The 16,207-nt window shown below is 53.9% G+C and carries 16 protein-coding genes, 1 tRNA gene and 1 pseudogene; 7 read left to right on the top strand and 11 right to left on the bottom strand.

The window, feature by feature from the left end:
• Positions 1-896: 896 nt before the first annotated feature.
• Entirely contained in the window at positions 897-1,778 is an 882-nt protein-coding gene (locus tag E2L00_RS10020; RefSeq protein WP_167610555.1) for an integrase domain-containing protein, read from the top strand.
• Between the two features lie 222 nt (positions 1,779-2,000).
• Here E2L00_RS10020 and E2L00_RS10025 read toward each other — a convergent pair whose 3' ends face one another.
• From E2L00_RS10025 to E2L00_RS10035, 3 genes are all read right to left on the bottom strand, one after another.
• Positions 2,001-2,558: an AAA family ATPase gene (locus E2L00_RS10025; RefSeq protein ID WP_167610558.1), complete on the bottom strand. Its 558-nt coding sequence runs from the start codon at positions 2,556-2,558 to the stop codon at positions 2,001-2,003.
• A gap of 207 nt (positions 2,559-2,765) precedes the next feature.
• Positions 2,766-4,025, bottom strand: a complete 1,260-nt coding sequence (locus E2L00_RS10030) for a tyrosine-type recombinase/integrase (protein WP_167610561.1) — start codon at positions 4,023-4,025, stop codon at positions 2,766-2,768.
• Between the two features lie 163 nt (positions 4,026-4,188).
• Positions 4,189-4,264: transfer RNA gene (locus E2L00_RS10035), tRNA-Phe, on the bottom strand.
• Between the two features lie 447 nt (positions 4,265-4,711).
• On the opposite strand from E2L00_RS10035, the gene E2L00_RS10040 reads away from it, so the two are divergent.
• A complete protein-coding gene (locus E2L00_RS10040) occupies positions 4,712-6,847 on the top strand; it encodes an ornithine decarboxylase (protein WP_167610564.1) in 2,136 nt (711 codons plus the stop codon).
• Positions 6,848-6,882: 35 nt separating this feature from the next.
• Here the strand turns inward: E2L00_RS10040 and mltC are convergent, their stop codons facing one another.
• The 3 genes from mltC to mutY form a co-directional block, all read right to left on the bottom strand.
• Positions 6,883-7,959, bottom strand: a complete 1,077-nt coding sequence (gene mltC / locus E2L00_RS10045) for a membrane-bound lytic murein transglycosylase MltC (protein ID WP_167610568.1) — start codon at positions 7,957-7,959, stop codon at positions 6,883-6,885.
• Between the two features lie 205 nt (positions 7,960-8,164).
• Positions 8,165-8,437 (bottom strand): oxidative damage protection protein, encoded by a 273-nt coding sequence (locus tag E2L00_RS10050; RefSeq protein WP_167610571.1) that lies wholly within the window; start codon positions 8,435-8,437, stop codon positions 8,165-8,167.
• A 2-nt stretch (positions 8,438-8,439) separates the two neighbouring features.
• Entirely contained in the window at positions 8,440-9,528 is a 1,089-nt protein-coding gene (gene mutY / locus E2L00_RS10055) for an A/G-specific adenine glycosylase (RefSeq protein WP_167610574.1), read from the bottom strand.
• A gap of 154 nt (positions 9,529-9,682) precedes the next feature.
• Between mutY and trmB the strand changes: the two genes are divergently transcribed.
• The 3 genes from trmB to E2L00_RS10070 are packed head-to-tail and all read left to right on the top strand — an operon-like array spanning position 9,683 to position 11,495.
• Positions 9,683-10,402: a tRNA (guanosine(46)-N7)-methyltransferase TrmB gene (gene trmB, locus E2L00_RS10060; RefSeq protein ID WP_167610577.1), complete on the top strand. Its 720-nt coding sequence runs from the start codon at positions 9,683-9,685 to the stop codon at positions 10,400-10,402.
• The gene (locus E2L00_RS10065) at positions 10,402-10,728 is read left to right on the top strand and encodes a YggL family protein (RefSeq protein WP_167610580.1); all 327 of its coding nucleotides are present in this window, start codon (positions 10,402-10,404) and stop codon (positions 10,726-10,728) included. Before trmB ends, E2L00_RS10065 begins: the two co-directional genes overlap by 1 nt.
• A gap of 50 nt (positions 10,729-10,778) precedes the next feature.
• On the top strand, positions 10,779-11,495 hold the full coding sequence (locus E2L00_RS10070; protein ID WP_167610583.1) for a YggN family protein: 717 nt from the start codon (positions 10,779-10,781) through the stop codon (positions 11,493-11,495).
• Positions 11,496-11,590: 95 nt separating this feature from the next.
• Here E2L00_RS10070 and hemW read toward each other — a convergent pair whose 3' ends face one another.
• The 5 genes from hemW to E2L00_RS10095 are packed head-to-tail and all read right to left on the bottom strand — an operon-like array spanning position 11,591 to position 14,920.
• The gene (gene hemW / locus E2L00_RS10075) at positions 11,591-12,727 is read right to left on the bottom strand and encodes a radical SAM family heme chaperone HemW (protein ID WP_167610586.1); all 1,137 of its coding nucleotides are present in this window, start codon (positions 12,725-12,727) and stop codon (positions 11,591-11,593) included.
• Positions 12,720-13,313 carry an XTP/dITP diphosphatase gene (locus tag E2L00_RS10080; protein ID WP_167610589.1) on the bottom strand — a complete coding sequence of 198 codons (594 nt, stop codon included), beginning with the start codon at positions 13,311-13,313 and terminating at the stop codon, positions 12,720-12,722. Before E2L00_RS10080 ends, hemW begins: the two co-directional genes overlap by 8 nt.
• 26 nt (positions 13,314-13,339) lie before the next feature.
• The gene (gene yggU / locus E2L00_RS10085; RefSeq protein WP_201279366.1) at positions 13,340-13,630 is read right to left on the bottom strand and encodes a DUF167 family protein YggU; all 291 of its coding nucleotides are present in this window, start codon (positions 13,628-13,630) and stop codon (positions 13,340-13,342) included.
• Positions 13,627-14,193, bottom strand: coding sequence for a YggT family protein (locus tag E2L00_RS10090; RefSeq protein WP_167610595.1), 567 nt, complete (start codon positions 14,191-14,193; stop codon positions 13,627-13,629). Before E2L00_RS10090 ends, yggU begins: the two co-directional genes overlap by 4 nt.
• Before the next feature lie 22 nt (positions 14,194-14,215).
• Positions 14,216-14,920: a YggS family pyridoxal phosphate-dependent enzyme gene (locus E2L00_RS10095; protein WP_167610801.1), complete on the bottom strand. Its 705-nt coding sequence runs from the start codon at positions 14,918-14,920 to the stop codon at positions 14,216-14,218.
• Positions 14,921-14,935: 15 nt separating this feature from the next.
• Between E2L00_RS10095 and E2L00_RS10100 the strand changes: the two genes are divergently transcribed.
• Positions 14,936-15,961, top strand: a complete 1,026-nt coding sequence (locus E2L00_RS10100; RefSeq protein WP_167610598.1) for a type IV pilus twitching motility protein PilT — start codon at positions 14,936-14,938, stop codon at positions 15,959-15,961.
• Between the two features lie 60 nt (positions 15,962-16,021).
• A pseudogene (locus E2L00_RS10105) lies at positions 16,022-16,203 on the top strand (type II toxin-antitoxin system HicA family toxin).
• The last annotated feature ends 4 nt before the right edge of the window (positions 16,204-16,207 follow it).

Consider the following 16,207-nt stretch of genomic DNA (forward strand, 5'->3'; position numbering starts at 1 on the left):
ATCGGGAGAAGGCAAGCGAAGCGCGGCAGATCGCCATTCACAAAATAACGAAAAAATCCACAAACAACTCAATTCCCAGAAAAAAGGTTTCCCCTTTTCATCCGCGAAAACCGGGTGTAATCTCCCTCCTGCACTATGCTGTCGTCGACAGCGCCCTTTGCTTCACAACCTGAAAGAAGCACCTGTTATCAGGACGGTTAATCCCTTTACCGGTGCAGACCTCTGCAAACACCGGGTCGCAGAACATCGCGGCGGAGGCCCGAAGTTCATACACGATGCATTCTTTAACTGCGCCAGTTCATCGGCTGTCATTCCACACAACCGGAAATCACCCGATTTCACGCCTCACTTACACCTGCTGAATTTCAGCGCCTTTTACCTGCGCCAGATCTCTGGTCGATGCTTCACCGTGCCGGAAACTTTCCGGTAAATCCTGCACCTGCTGCCACACCAGCGCCCTTTACATTACGGGCTGCGGCCTGCATTGCCGTAAGGCATTTGCTGCCGCGTGACCGTAAACCTGCACCAGAATGTGTTCTTTCAAAGCACGAAACCTGACCGGGCGTTACTTGAGTTCCGTATTACGGGCGCAAGTGACGCCGTTCCACCACGCCGACGCAGGCCACGGAAAATCTGGCTTGCGCCCTCAATCCCCCACACTGACACGCCGATTTCAGGCCGCTGTCGGTTCAGAAAAGGAGAAAAAGATCGATACCGCGGGGGGCATGACGCCCCGGAGAATTTCCTGCTCACGCAGGCAGCCTGTACCGCGTACAGTCTGAAACTCCCTACACCTCAACAACCTGCCACCCTGGCGTGAAGGTATCGTTCTGGCGCAGCCACACAGCATACGCCGGGGCCAGATTGTGCTTTTTATTGAGCGGCAAGGGGTAGCTATGGGCAAATTAGGTGGTGAAATGAAGGCGCTGGCGAAAAAAGCCGGCGGCAGTTTCAAAACGGTGGATGACCGCATTCACATTGTGCAGCGGTTCGGTCGCTATTTACGCTCGCTGAATATCCAGATCCAGCGGGTGGAGCAGATCAAGGTACGTCATATTGAATGCTACATTCAGGCGCGTCTGGCGCAGCAAATCGGCAAACGGACGTTGCAAAATGAAATGTCCGCGCTGCGTGCTGTGCTGCAACATGCCGGACGTAAGCAGGTGGCGCAGCATGACCGACTGACCAATAAGGCATTAGGGCTGGCTGGCGCATCCCGCAACGGCACCAACCGGGCTATCACGTCGGAGCATTATCAGCAGGTGCTGGCAGCCGTGCGCGACAAAGACGTCGGGCTGTCGGCAACGCTGGAACTGGCAAGGCTGATGGGGTTGCGCTCGCAGGAAGCGGTTCAGTGCTGTCAGTCACTGAAAATGTGGAAACAGGCGCTGGAGCGCGGCGAAACCCGCTTAACCGTGGTGTTTGGCACCAAAGGCCATCGTCCGCGCGAAACCGTTATTCTTGATGCTGGCGCAGTCAAAAAAGCGCTGGATAATGCCTTATCTGTCGCAGAGCAACGTGACGGTAGGCTGATCGAACAGCCGAATCTCCAGAAAGCCATGAATTACTGGCGGGGAGCGCTCGCTGAAGCCGGACTGACGGGGAATTATACCCCGCACTCACTGCGCTATGCGTGGGCGCAGGATGCGATGCACCATTATCTGGCGCAGGGATTCAGCGACAAAGAAGCGCTGGCGCTGACCTCAATGGATTTGGGCCACGGCGACGGGCGAGGGCGATATGTGGTGCAGGTCTACGGGCGGCATGAAGAGGAATAACTTCCTGTTCTGGTGCAATCATGAAAAGCAAAAGGCCGAAGGGTAAAGGAAAGCTAAGGGTAACAGCGCCAGACCGGAAAAGGCCAAAGGGCTTAAAAGGCCGGAACTGGCGCAGTTCGACATTTAACTGGGGGGATCTGGCGCAGCGAAATGGATTTTGATACTGGTGCAAATAAAAAGCAGAACCGCAGCAACTTTTAAAAACCTGCAAAATATGTTGGTTCAGTTTTTTCCCTTATTGGCTATATTAGAAATGACAAACTCAGCCCGTTTCTCCACTGAGGTACGAGGTAATTCAAGTAGCTGGTAACCGTATTTTTGATAAGTGGTCACCATTGCGAGATATGTCAGTTCGGCCTCCTCAATCGACTGTTTTCGCTCCGAATCCTGTGTGTAAATTTCTGGCCATGGAGGCGCAATAAAAACTTGTTTACTGTAACGAAATGTCTGAATGGCTTTATCTAAATGGGCTGGTGCAGGCAAATGACATAAGTTGAGATAGCCTGCAATATCAGGAATTCCTCGATCAAAAAAACAGATCTCATTGCATCCTTCAACGGCATGCCATGAACGCATTTCCCAGCATAGCATCCATTCTGCAAAAGCCATTCTGTCGCTCCATGGAAGCGCATTTCCATTGATGGAAACCTGAGCCTGAATAACGCCTCTGCCAGCTTCAGGCAAGCACATATAACCTTTAGTAATTAAAGCGTCAATGAGTGTGCTTTTACCGGAACCTGGTCCGCCGGTAATAACAATACGCTGCTGGAGGTTTGACATAAAATTCTCCAATAAAAATAGAATAAGAAGTTTTGTTAGAAAGGAAAAACAGGAAGTAAAAAGCAGGTAGAGTGACGCTGAGCATGTTATCAGTCGCCACCATAAAAGGGGAAGCGCTGAATCACATCAGATTGAAAAGGACCAAAGTAAGTGCAAATAAAAAGCAGATCCGCGAGATCTGCTTTCCGGCGTGGCGCGTTAACTGGCTCAGGCCACCTGAACCTGCCTGTCATAGCGATACGGCGCAACAAATTTCTGCCGACAGGAATCGAGATAATCCGACCACCACTGCATCATCTGCGTGCGCTCGTCGAGGTGCTCTGCCTTGTGGATATAGGCGGCGCGAACGTTGTTACGCTCCTGATGGCTCATTTGCCGCTCCACGGCGTCTTTCGCCCAGCGCCCGGATTCAATCAGCGCGCTACAGGCCATCGTGCGAAAGCCGTGACCGCAGACGTCTACCTGCGTGTCGTAGCCCATCACCCGCAGCGCCTTGTCGATGGTGTTTTCGCTCATCGGCTTGCGCGGATCGTGGTCGCCGGGAAACAGCAGCTCACTGTTGCCGGACAGCAGCTTTAGCTGTTTCAGCACCGTCACCGCCTGTTTTGACAGCGGCACCAGATGTGGCGTTTTCATCTTCGCTCCGCGCTCTGAATAGCGCACGCCGGGGATCGGTTCACGCTGTGCGGGGATAGTCCACATTGCGCCATCCAGATCGATCTCCGTCCAGCGGGCAAAGCGCAGTTCACTGGAGCGAATGAAGATCAGCAGGTTAAGCTGTACCGCCAGACGGGTCAGTAATCTGCCGGAATAGCTTTCCAGCCTCTCCAGTAGCTCCGGCATCTTTTCCAGTGGCAGGGCGGGGTAGTGGTTTTTCGGCGGCGGTGCGATGGCTCCGGTAAGATCGTTGGCCGGATTGCTGGCGATCAGACTCTCCTGCACCGCATAGCGCATGATCGCCGTGGTGCGCTGCTGAATGCGTGCGGCGGTCTCCAGATTACCTTTTCTCTCCGCTACCCGCAGCGGGATCAGCAGATCGGCGGTTTTCAGGTCAGCGACGGGGAATTTGCCGATCAGCGGGAAAACGTGCAGCTCCAGCGAACGCAGGATTTTCGCCGCATGATGCTCCGTCCAGCGGATATTGCCTGCCAGCCACTTACGGGCTACCTCTTCAAACGTATTGCCGCTTTTCTTCGCCTGCTTCTCCTGCTGCTTTTTCACCCCCGGATCGTCGCCCGCGCTGAGTACGGCTCTGGCTTCTTCACGCAGCTTACGCGCATTCGCCAGCGTCACGGTCGGGTAAGCGCCAAACGCCAGCTTCTTCTCCTTGCCGCCAAAGCGGTACTTGAGTTGCCAGAGTTTAGAACCGTTGGGTTTAATCAGCAGGTACAGGCCCTGCGCATCGCTGAGTTTGTAAGATTTGTCGATGGGTTTGGCGTTACGGATGGCGGTATCGGTGAGTGGCATAGCGGGGGCTCCAGAGTTTATCGAACCAACAGGCCCCCAATTAAGCCCCCAAAAAATCTGGATGTCAAAAAACCTGACGGAACTTTTCAGCACCATCAGGTTTCTTTAACTGCCTGATTTTATAACGTTTCAGGACGTATAGGGACATCATGAAACTAAATTTTGGTGCCCGGACTCGGAATCGAACCAAGGACACGGGGATTTTCAATCCCCTGCTCTACCGACTGAGCTATCCGGGCAACGGGGCGCATTAAACCGTAAACCCTTTTCTTCGTCAATGATTTTGTAGGGGAAGGGCATGTGTTTGCATGAATAATGTGCGCTATGTTGTATCCACGTTACGCCGTGCGCCTTGAACCCCGGGGAAGAAGGTGCCATGATTGCGCGAAATTTTATGCATTACGGGGCGCTTATTGATGTTCATAATCAGTACTCACCGACATCTCTTGATGGCGCTCGTTCACCTTTCCGCACTCTCCCGAAGACCCTCGCCTATTATGCGGTGAAGGCAACGTTCGCTCACTGCAGGACAACAGTAAAATCAGGTGGCCTGCCTGGTTTTACTGATGTCTGGCGGCCGGAGTGGTTACCTCCAAAAGTTCCGCAAGACGCATTCGCCGGGGAGTTGATCCCTTTGCCGTGCCTTCTGGCACTCACTCATCCTTAAGCTGTTGGGATTTGTGCACATGAAATCATTGAAAATTGCCGCCAGCCACGACGTGGTTGCCACGCTTTCCACCTATCGTGAAGTGGTCGCGCTCGACGCTACCGATTTTACCGACGTTGCGGCAGTCGTGCTGTCTGTTGCAGACAGCCGCAGCGGCATTCTGGCGTTACTCAAACGCACGGGCTTTAACCTCCCGGTCTTTTTAGTTTCCCCAATCCAGCCGGACGAACAGGCTGATTTTACGGGAATTATCACCGGCAAAGCGCAGGATTATCTGGAGCTGGAAACTGCTGCTGTCGAATATGAGGAATGCCTGCTGCCGCCTTTCTTCGACACGCTGACCAGATATGTCGCGATGGAGAACAGTACCTTTGCATGTCCGGGCCATCAGCACGGCGAGTTCTTCAGGAAGCATCCTGCCGGGCGTCAGTTCTATGATTTCTTCGGCGAGAACGTCTTCCGCGCTGATATGTGCAATGCGGACGTAAAGCTCGGCGATTTGCTGATCCATGAAGGATCGGCAAAGCATGCCCAGAAGTTTGCCGCTAAAGTATTCCATGCGGACAAAACTTATTTCGTACTGAACGGCACATCTGCCGCTAATAAAGTGGTTACTAATGCGCTGCTGACTCGCGGCGACCTCGTGCTGTTCGACCGTAATAACCATAAATCAAACCACCACGGCGCGTTGATTCAGGCTGGCGCTACGCCGGTCTATCTTGAAGCGGCGCGCAATCCCTTTGGCTTTATCGGCGGTATTGATGCGCACTGTTTTGACGATGCATATTTGCGGGATTTAATCCGCGAGGTGGCGCCGGATCGTGCGCAGGATAAACGTCCGTTCCGCCTGGCGGTGATCCAGCTCGGCACCTACGACGGCACTATTTATAACGCACGTCAGGTAGTGGATAAGATCGGCCATCTTTGCGATTACATCCTTTTTGACTCCGCCTGGGTCGGCTACGAACAGTTCATCCCGATGATGGCAGACTGTTCGCCGTTGCTGCTGGATCTTAATGAAAACGATCCGGGGATTTTTGTTACACAATCGGTTCATAAACAGCAGGCCGGATTTTCGCAGACTTCGCAGATCCACAAAAAAGATAACCATATCCGCGGCCAGGCGCGTTTTTGCCCGCATAAGCGTCTGAACAATGCTTTCATGCTGCACGCTTCTACCAGTCCGTTTTACCCACTTTTTGCGGCGCTGGACGTAAACGCCAAAATCCATGAAGGGGAAAGCGGTCGCCGCCTGTGGGCAGACTGCGTGGCGCTGGGGATCGAAGCGCGCAAAGCGATCGTCGCCAATTGCAAAATGATCAAACCGTTTATCCCGCCGGTTGTAGCGGGCAGGCCGTGGCAGGATCATCCTACCGATATCATCGCTCAGGAACGTCGTTTCTTTAGTTTTGAACCCGGTGAAAACTGGCACGGCTTTGAAGGCTATGAAAAAGATGAATATTTTGTCGATCCCTGCAAGCTGCTGTTGACCACGCCGGGTATCGATCCACAAACTGGTCGTTACGCTGAATTCGGTATTCCGGCTGCGATCCTGGCAAATTACCTGCGTGAAAACGGTGTGGTGCCGGAAAAAGCGGATCTCAACTCGATTTTGTTCCTGCTGACGCCTGCGGAAAGCGCGGAAAAAATGGCGCAACTGGTGGCGTGGCTTGCGCAGTTTGAACAGCATATTGAAGACGATACGCCGCTTGCCGACGTGCTGCCGACTATCTATCAGAAATATTCCGTACGCTATAAAGGCTACACGCTGCGTCAACTCTGCCAGGAGATGCACGATCTGTACGTCAGCTTTGAAGTCAAAGATCTGCAAAAATCGATGTTCCGCAAAGCCAGCCTGCCCGTGGCGGCGATGAACCCGCAGGATGCTCATAGCGAGTTTATTCGTGGCAACGTGGAGCTGGTGCGCTTAAGCCAGGCGGAAGGGCGCATTGCCGCCGAAGGCGCGCTGCCCTATCCACCGGGCGTGCTTTGCGTGGTGCCGGGTGAAGTCTGGGGAAGCGCAGCGCTGCGTTATTTCCTGGCGCTTGAAGAGGGCGTGAATATGCTGCCGGGTTTCTCACCGGAGTTGCAGGGGGTTTACAGCGAAACGGATGCGGACGGGATTAAGCGTTTGTACGGGTATATGGTGAAATGAATAAATATCGCCCCTCCTGCGAGGGGCGATTAGCTTTACCGCCGCCGATAGCTCTTCTGCGCGGTATTCACTTTATACAGATAACGGCGCGATTCAGAAGAAGGATGGCGCGTGGTTAACGTCTGATAAACATCGTCCGCACCCATGCTATTAATAATGCTGAAGGCGCGTTGTTTATCGCTGTTAAACACGCGTAGCACGCTGCCCGCACCGCCGTTGTACGCGGTAATGACGGCATAGCGACGTGAGGTTGGGTTATCAATGCCGCCCAGATAGCTGTCCTGCAAAATCGCCAGATATGCGGTGCCGGTATCGATATTGCTTTCCGGGTCGAACAGGTAGCTGCGGCTTGGTTTGCCCCATTTCCCCTGGGCTTTAAACACGTCCACGCCCGCGCTGTGTTGCACAACCTGCATCAGGCCGAGCGCATCCGCATGGCTTACCGCGTAGGGGTTAAAGCTCGATTCGGTTTGCATAATCGCCAGGATCAACGACTCGTCCACGCCATATTTTTTCGAGGCTTTCCGCACCATACCGATGTACTTATGAGCACGTTTATCAAGGTGGTTCGGCACAAGGTTAATCGTCACGCTGTAAACGATTTTTAACCCTGTTTTACGGCTTTTCAGGTGCGTTTGCAGCAAATAGTCCGCGAATTTTGCAGCGCGGCCTTCCCAGCGGATCGGCTGGCCGGTGTTATCGACGACCTGCCCATACAGGAACGGCATCTTCGAAATCAGCACGTCGTTGGTATCGGAATAGAGATCGATTGAACCGGGATCGTCACCCATCAACAACGTAGTGATGATCGCCTGGCGCAGGTGCGCGGCGGGATCGGTGCCAGCGATGGTTTCAACGGTAATAGTACCGTCGTCAAAGTTGATGTGGCTGCGGGTCAGATACCGATCGGTATATTTGACGTAGTCCTTAGGACCGGCGATCAGAACCTCTTTCATGCCCCAGATATTTTCGATGTTATGGGCAAATTGCCCCATCAAAATATCAAATCCGTTAGTGTCCTTAACAAAAGCTTCGTTATAGGCGTCTTCTTTTTTGCTCGAACATGAGATGAGCAGCGGGACGACCAAAGCTAGCGCGAGAAATTTTTTCATCATTCCATGTATGTGTCGGCGTGTTGTGGTTAGCAAAAAAGGGCCAACGGCCCTTTCAGAGTGATGACAAACACCCAAAAAGCGCGACTTTCGGATGTTTGAGGCAAATCAGAAGGCCTCATCCTTTGTTTTTAAAAGCATCGGCAAAGCAACTTTTAACATCTCAGGACCTTGTCAGCAGACTTAAAGGGCAATGGCCTTTTTATTATTTTTCTGGCGGCGTGAAGCCTTCAATGTGGACTTCTTTGCCTTCGAACAGGAAATTCACCATTTCGGCTTCCAGCTCTTTGCGGTGTTCCGGGTTCATCATGCTCATTTTGCGTTCGTTAATAAGCATGGTTTGTTTGGTCTGCCACTGCGCCCAGGCTTCTTTGGAAATCTCGTTATAGATGCGCTTGCCCAGTTCGCCAGGATAGAGCTGAAAGTCCTGGCCTTCGGCCTCGCGTTGCAGGTAGGTACAAAAAATGGTTCTGCTCATAATCATTCCTCTTCAAGAGCCCGGGCAGCGTTAATCACTACCGGCTCTGCATGTAATTGTTGTAACAGGCGCTCCACGGGAGCGGCCAGTCCAACGGAAGGCGGCTGCGCTAAGTTATACCAGAGAGCGGTTCCTTCATCCATGCACCCCGCGAATGAATGCACGGGAAGCCACATTGGCACAATATCCAGGTGGAAATGGCTAAATGTATGGCGGAAGGCGGTTAATTGAGTGAGATTATCGGCCGTTATGTGTCGTTGCGCCAGCCACTCGCGTAGTTCTGCTTCGGTGGTGAACTGTGGGAAACAGTATAAGCCTCCCCATAAGCCAACGGCGGGACGCTGTGCGAGAAACACCTCATCGGCCTGCTGCATCATCAGCATGTAGCCTGTGCGTTGCGGAAGCGTGACCTTCGGTTTTTTCCCCGGATAGCTTGCCCAACTGTGGCTGGCGTAAGCCACACAGCCGTTGTTTAACGGACAGAGCTCGCATTTAGGCTTCGAACGGGTACAAACCATTGCGCCCAGGTCCATCATCGCCTGGTTAAACTGGCTAACGCCCTCCGCGGGCGTAACCTGTTCGGCTATGGCCCACAGGCGCTTTTCCACGTCTTTTTTGCCCGGCCAGCCTCCAACCGCGTAGCAACGCGCAAGAACACGTTTTACGTTTCCGTCCAGGATTGGGAAGTGTTTGCCGAGCGACAGCGACAAAATCGCGCCAGCCGTAGAACGCCCGACGCCTGGCAACGCCGCAACCTCTGCAAAAGTTTCCGGGAAGACGCCGCCGTGCTGGTTTGCGACCATCTGCGCAGCTTTATGAAGATTGCGCGCACGCGCATAGTAACCAAGGCCGGTCCACAGATGCAGAACCTCATCGAGCGGCGCATTGGCGAGATCCGTCACGGTGGGGAAGCGCGCCATGAAGCGTTCAAAATAAGGAATAACGGTCGTGACCTGCGTTTGTTGCAACATCACTTCTGAGAGCCATACTTTGTAAGGCGTCTTCTCTTGCTGCCAGGGCAGGGTTTTACGCCCGTATAAGTGGTACCAGTCAAGGACCTGGCGGGCGAATTGGGGCGCTTGTATCGTCAACGCGGGGCATCCGGCAAAGGGTTAAATCAGGGTGCCGATTCCAGCACAGACCACGGAGGGCTGTAAACCGGAACTTTCCGGTGCTTGTTCTTGCAACTGACCACTAACTTTGGATAATGCCCGTTTCCCGAACACTAACGCGTAGCTAAAACCCATGAAGAATGACGTCATCTCACCGGAATTTAATGAAGAAGGTCGCGCGCTGCGCCGGATTCGCAGCTTTGTCCGCCGCCAGGGCCGCCTGACCAAAGGCCAGCAGCATGCGCTGGAAAATTACTGGCCGGTGATGGGCGTTGAATATGAAGGCGCGCCTGCCGATTTTGCCGCACTGTTTGGCCGTGAAGCGCCGGTCACGCTGGAAATCGGTTTTGGAATGGGCTCATCGCTTGTGGCTATGGCGCAGGCTTTGCCTGAGCAGAACTTTCTTGGCATCGAAGTACATTCGCCGGGCGTGGGTGCCTGTCTGGGCACCGCACATGAAGCAGGCGTCGATAACCTGCGCGTCATGTGCCACGACGCGGTAGAAGTGCTGGAAAACATGATTCCTGACAATTCCTTAAACATGGTTCAGCTCTTTTTCCCTGATCCATGGCATAAAGCGCGTCATAATAAACGCCGTATCGTTCAGGTTCCTTTTGCGGAGCTGGTGAAGCGCAAACTGAAACTGGGCGGCGTGTTCCATATGGCAACCGACTGGGAACCTTATGCTGAACACATGCTCGAAGTGATGTCTTCTATCGACGGTTATCAGAACCTGTCGGAGAGTAACGACTACGTACCGCGCCCGGATTCACGTCCGGTAACCAAATTTGAACAGCGTGGCCATCGTCTTGGCCACGGCGTATGGGACTTAATGTTCGAGAGGGTAAAATAATGGCAAAAAATCGTAGCCGTCGTCTGCGTAAAAAAATGCATATCGACGAATTCCAGGAGCTGGGGTTCTCCGTTGCATGGCGTTTCCCGGAAGGCACCTCGGAAGAACATATTGATAAAACCGTTGATGCGTTTATTAATGACGTCATCGATAAAAACGGCCTCGCTTTTGACGGCGGTGGTCATCTGACATGGGATGGTCTCATCTGCATGCAGGAAATCGGCAAATGCACCGAAGAGCATCAGGCTCTGGTGCGTAAATGGCTTGAAGAGCACAAGCTCGAAGACGTTCGCACAAGCGATCTGTTCGACGTCTGGTGGGATTGATTGTTACAGAAACAGGCCGGTGTAAACCGGCCTTTTTTTCAGGAGTAGCTATGATTCGTAAGGCTTTGACGGGCGTTCTGTTGCTTACCGCTATGCAGGCGCAGGCCGATTATAAGTGCAGCGTGAACCCGCGCGATGACGTGGTCATTAACCCGCAGTCTGTGCAGGTGGTTGGCGAGAACGGCAATTTAGTTATCGCACCGGACGGCAGCCTGCAGTTTAACGGCAAACCGCACACCTTAAATGCAACGCAGCGCCAGCTGGCGATTAACTACCAGCAGGCATTGCGTATCGATCTGCCGTGGGTTGACGCAGGCGCACGTAGCCGCGTTGAAAAAGGCCGCGTAGCGCTGGATAAAATCATCGCGCAGGAAGTGGGCGAGAGCAGCAATATGCGTGGTCGCCTGACCAAACTGGACGCGCAGCTTAAAGAGCAGATGAACCGCATCATTGAACATCGTCAGGACGGATTAACCTTCCATTATAAAGCTATCGATCAGGTACGCGCCGACGGCCAGACCCTGGTGAATCAGGCGATGGGCGGTATCCTGCAGGACAGCATCAACGAGATGGGTGCAAAAGCGGTGCTCAAAGGCGGCGGTAATCCATTACAGGGCGTACTGGGTAGCCTGGGCGGCCTGCAAACCTCGATTCAGAACGAGTGGAAAAATCAGGAAAAAGATTTCGAACAGTTTGGCCGCGATGTATGCAGCAAAGTGGTAACGCTGGAAGGCCAGCGTAAAGGGCTGGTTGAGACGCTGAAGTAGCTGTAAACGGCGGATGGCGCTACGCTTATCCGCCCTACGAAACACGATAAAAAATTGTAGGGCGGATAAGCAACGCGCCATCCGCCAGATTCCGATCACTCCGCCAGAAAAATCTCCAGCAGTGAATTTAAAAACAGCTTGCCGTGCTCGGTTATCTGCCAGTGTTCCGCTGTCTCCACCAGGTAATCTTTCGCAATGGCTTCATTTAACTGCGGACGGATAACGGCTTCATCAAGCCCGGTATATAGCTCGAATTCATTGCGCGGCGCGGCTTCCAGCAGGCGGAAGCGGTTCATAAAGAACTCGAACGGTTTATCGGCCTGCTCCACATCGTGCTGGCGGTCGAGGTATTTCCCTTCCATATAGCCGCGCGGGTGACGTGTTTTGGCGGTTCGCAAAATACGCCCGTCCGCAAACGTGATTTTGCCGTGTGCGCCACAGCCGATACCCAGATAATCTCCAAAGCGCCAGTAGTTCAGATTGTGCTGGCACTGGTAGCCTGGTCTGGCGTAGGCGGACGTTTCGTACTGCTGATAACCTGCGGCGGTGAGCAGCTTGTCGCCCTGTTCGAAAATATCCCACAGCGCGTCGTCATCCGGCAGCTTTGGCGGACGAGAAGCAAACAGCGTGTTGGGCTCAATAGTCAGTTGATACCAGGAAAGGTGCGGTGGGTTAAGCGCGATTGCCTGGCGCAAATCGTCCAGCGCTTCTTCCAGCGACTGGTCCGGTAAGCCGTGCATCAGGTCGAGATTAAAGCTGCGAAGCCCAAGGCCGCTTGCCAGATTCGCCGCACGTTTCGCTTCGCCAGCATCGTGAATACGGCCCAGGCGCTTTAGCTTTGGCTCGCTGAAGCTCTGCACGCCGATTGAAATACGGTTCACGCCGGCGCGCTGGTAACCTTTGAAACGATCGGCCTCGACCGTGCCGGGGTTCGCTTCCATGGTAATTTCTGCATCTGCTGCCAGCGGCAGGCGCGCGCGCACGCCGTCGAGTAGATTTTGCATCGCCTCGCTTGAAAGCAAGCTTGGCGTACCGCCACCAATAAAGATGGTCTTTATTTCACGTCCTTGTGCCATTGGCGCATCGTTATCCAGATCGCGCAGCAGATGGCTGACGTACTCGTCGTGCGGTACGTCGCCTTTGAGTGCATGAGAGTTGAAGTCACAGTAGGGGCACTTCTGCACGCACCATGGAATGTGAATATAAAGACTCAGGGGTGGCAGGTTAGCCATTTTTCATTGCTTCCAGTAACAGTTTCAAAGCCTGTCCACGATGGGAGATAGCGCGTTTTTCGTCGCGGGTCAGCTCCGCGGCGGTTTTGCCTTCGCCCGGAACAAAGAATATTGGATCGTAGCCAAAACCACCAGCGCCCGCAGCCTCGCGGGTGATTTCGCCTGCCCAGCTGCCGTGGAATACAAGCGGGGTGGGATCTTCTGCATGGCGCATATAGACCAGCACACAGTGGAACTGGGCTTTGCGCTGCTCATCAGGCACATCTTTGAGCGTAGCAAGCAGCTTCTCAAGGTTTTGTTGGTCGGTAGCATCTTCACCGGCGTAACGCGCGGAATAAATTCCCGGTGCGCCGCCAAGAACGTCAACCGCGAGGCCAGAATCATCGGCAATCGCCGGCAGGCCCGTTATCTGCGCCGCGTGGCGGGCTTTGAGAATGGCGTTCTCGATAAAAGTCAGCCCGGTTTCTTCGGCGGACTCAACGCCCAGCTCGGTTTGCGCCACCACGTCCAGACCAAAGTCGCGCAGTAAATCGGCGAGCTCACGCACTTTACCGGCGTTACCGGTAGCGAGGACAACTTTTTGCATATCGGGATCCTGTGAGTTTTGGGTAATTATTCGAGCAATGCCGCGACTTCCGTCGGGATTTGTTGCGGGTCGATAATCTTAATTTGTTTATGGCGGCCCAGTTCACCTTTCTCGACCAGCACCTGGCCTTTGGCGACGCGGAACCGTTTAGCCAGATATTTTATCAGATGGGCGTTGGCCTTGCCGTCTACCGGCGGGGCGGTGATGGCGACTTTTAGCTCATCGCCATGCGGCCCGATAATACAATCCCGGCTGGCTTTAGGCTGAATATACAGCCGTAAAACCAGCCCGTCGGAGGTTTGACTTGCTGCGCTCAAAGCGCCATCCACAGGCCCGGTAACAGCATGTTGCCGGAAAGCGCCAGCAGCTCGGCAACGCCGATATTCAGCGCGTAAAGCGCCAGAATCACGATCATACCGGAGAAGTCGATGCCGCCCATCGCGGGCAAAATGCGGCGCACCGGAGCCATAAAGGGTTCGGTTAGCTGCATCAGCACGAATTCAACCGGGCTGCGTCCCTGGCTTACCCAGCTCATCAGCGATCGAATAATCATCACCCAGAAGAACAGCAGGCCGGAGGTTTTCAGCAGCACCAGCAGGGCGGCAATCCAGATGATCGGCGCGAAGCTGACAGCCTGGAAAAGCACCATCGCTTTCAGTAGACACAGCAGAAAAGCGACAAGCAGCGAAGCGCTGTCGACAGGCCCCATCGACGGAATAAAGCGTCGTAAAGGGCTGATTACCGGCTGGGTCGCTTTCACTACAAACTGCGAAAACGGGTTGTAGAAATCCGTACGCGCCCACTGCATCCAGATGCGCAATAACAGCACCATGACATACAGTTCAATGACGGTGGAAATCAGGAAGGTCAACATCTGCATGGTGTTCCTCAAAATTTAGTGATTAGCGAGCGGGATAGTTCCGCGCGCCAAAAATAGCGGTTCCAATGCGCACCATGGTGCTGCCTGCGGCAATCGCGGCGTCCATGTCATCGGTCATGCCCAGAGATAATGTATCAACCGTCGAATAACGGTTTTTAAGCGTCTCGAATGCCGCAGCCATCTGGCTGCAAACGGCGAACTGACGCTGATAATCGGGTTCAGGCGCAGGAATCGCCATTAAACCCCGTAACAGCAAACCCGGCAGCGCGGCGACTTCAGACGCCAGGGTTTCAAGCTCGCTAAGCGCGATCCCGGATTTGCTATGTTCATCGCTAATATTAACCTGAATCAAAACGTTAAGCGGCGGCATATCTGCCGGACGCTGCTCGCTCAGACGAGTGGCGATGCGCAGCCTGTCTACCGTATGGCACCAGTCAAAATGCCCGGCAACCAGACGACTTTTGTTCGACTGCAAAGGACCAATAAAGTGCCATTCAAGGTGCTCAACGCCGTTTTCGGCGAAGTAGCGAATTTTATCCACGCCTTCCTGGACGTAGTTCTCACCGAAAGCGCGCTGCCCGGCGGCAACCGCTTCTTCGATGGCGCTCGCAGGTTTTGTTTTGCTGACCGCAAGCAAAGTAACTTCTTCGGAAGCACGCCCGCAGCGTAATGCAGCCGCTGAGATTTTGTGGTGAACCTGTGCCAGATTGTGTGCTATCTCGTTCATACGTTGGAAAGTGATATGGATATCGAAGAAATTGTGGCCCTTAGTGTAAAGCATAACGCTTCCGATCTACACCTGTGCACGGGGCAATCTATACGTTGGCGCAGGCAAGGGCGGCTTGAGCCCTTTCCTGAAACGGGGCCAGAACCCGAATTCCTGCTTGCGGGCTGGCTTGCGGAGGAGCAACGAGAAGAGCTGGAAAACAAAGGGCAGGTAGATTTTGCCGTGACGCTTGCAGCTGATATTCGGCTGCGCGTCAACGCTTTTCGTCAGCGCCGGGGCTATTCTCTCGCGTTACGTTTGCTTGCATCGCACTGCCCGAAGTTAGAGGCATTAGGCGCTCCGCCGATAATACCGTCGTTGCTGCAAATGCCCGATGGCCTGATTCTGATAACGGGCGCTACCGGCAGCGGTAAAACCACCACGCTTGCGGCAATGGTCGATCATCTCAATCATCATCTGGATGGGCATATCCTTACCCTTGAAGATCCTGTGGAGTTTGTGCACCACTCCGGGCGATGCCTGATTCAGCAAAGGGAGCCGGGCGTGCATTGTCATTCATTCGCCGCCGGGCTAAAAGCCGCGCTGCGTGAAGATCCTGATGTGATCCTGCTGGGCGAGTTACGAGACAGCGAAACCATACGCCTGGCGTTAACCGCGGCGGAAACAGGTCATCTGGTTCTGGCGACGCTGCATACACGCGGCGCGGCGCAGGCGGTGGAAAGGCTGGTGGATGTGTTTCCGGCAGAAGAAAAAAGCCACATTCGTAGCCAGCTTGCAGGCAGTCTGAAAGCCGTGCTGGCACAAAAGCTGTTGCCGGCAAAGAAAGGCGGACGAGTGGCGCTGTATGAACTGCTGGTGAACACCACGGCGGTAGCGAATCTGATTCGCGAAGGCAAGACGCATCAGTTGCCCGGTCTGCTACAGACGGGGCAACAGCATGGGATGCAAAATTTTGAACAGAGTGAGGCTCTGCGGGTACGTGAAGGGAAAATCGATGGAGGCGAAGAGGCTGCCGATACGCTCAGGGAGGATACATTATGATCAGGGTTATTGTTTTCGTGTGTATACATGCGCATTTTGTGGGTTGGTCAGGAGGAGTCTATGACATCCGCTGACTTAATAAAGGAACTGAAGGCCGCAGGATGCGAACCCGCCCGCAGTTCTGGAGGCAGCCACTGGATATCGGGGCCGCCAAACACAGGGAAACTTTCCCGGTAACGCATCCGAGAAAAGATCTGTCCATCGGTACGGTCAGACCCATTCGTAAAATAGCGGGAATTTAATTCG

Origin of the sequence: Cedecea colo (genome assembly GCF_011808225.1) — a bacterium.
Classification (GTDB): Bacteria; Pseudomonadota; Gammaproteobacteria; order Enterobacterales; family Enterobacteriaceae; genus Dryocola; species Dryocola colo.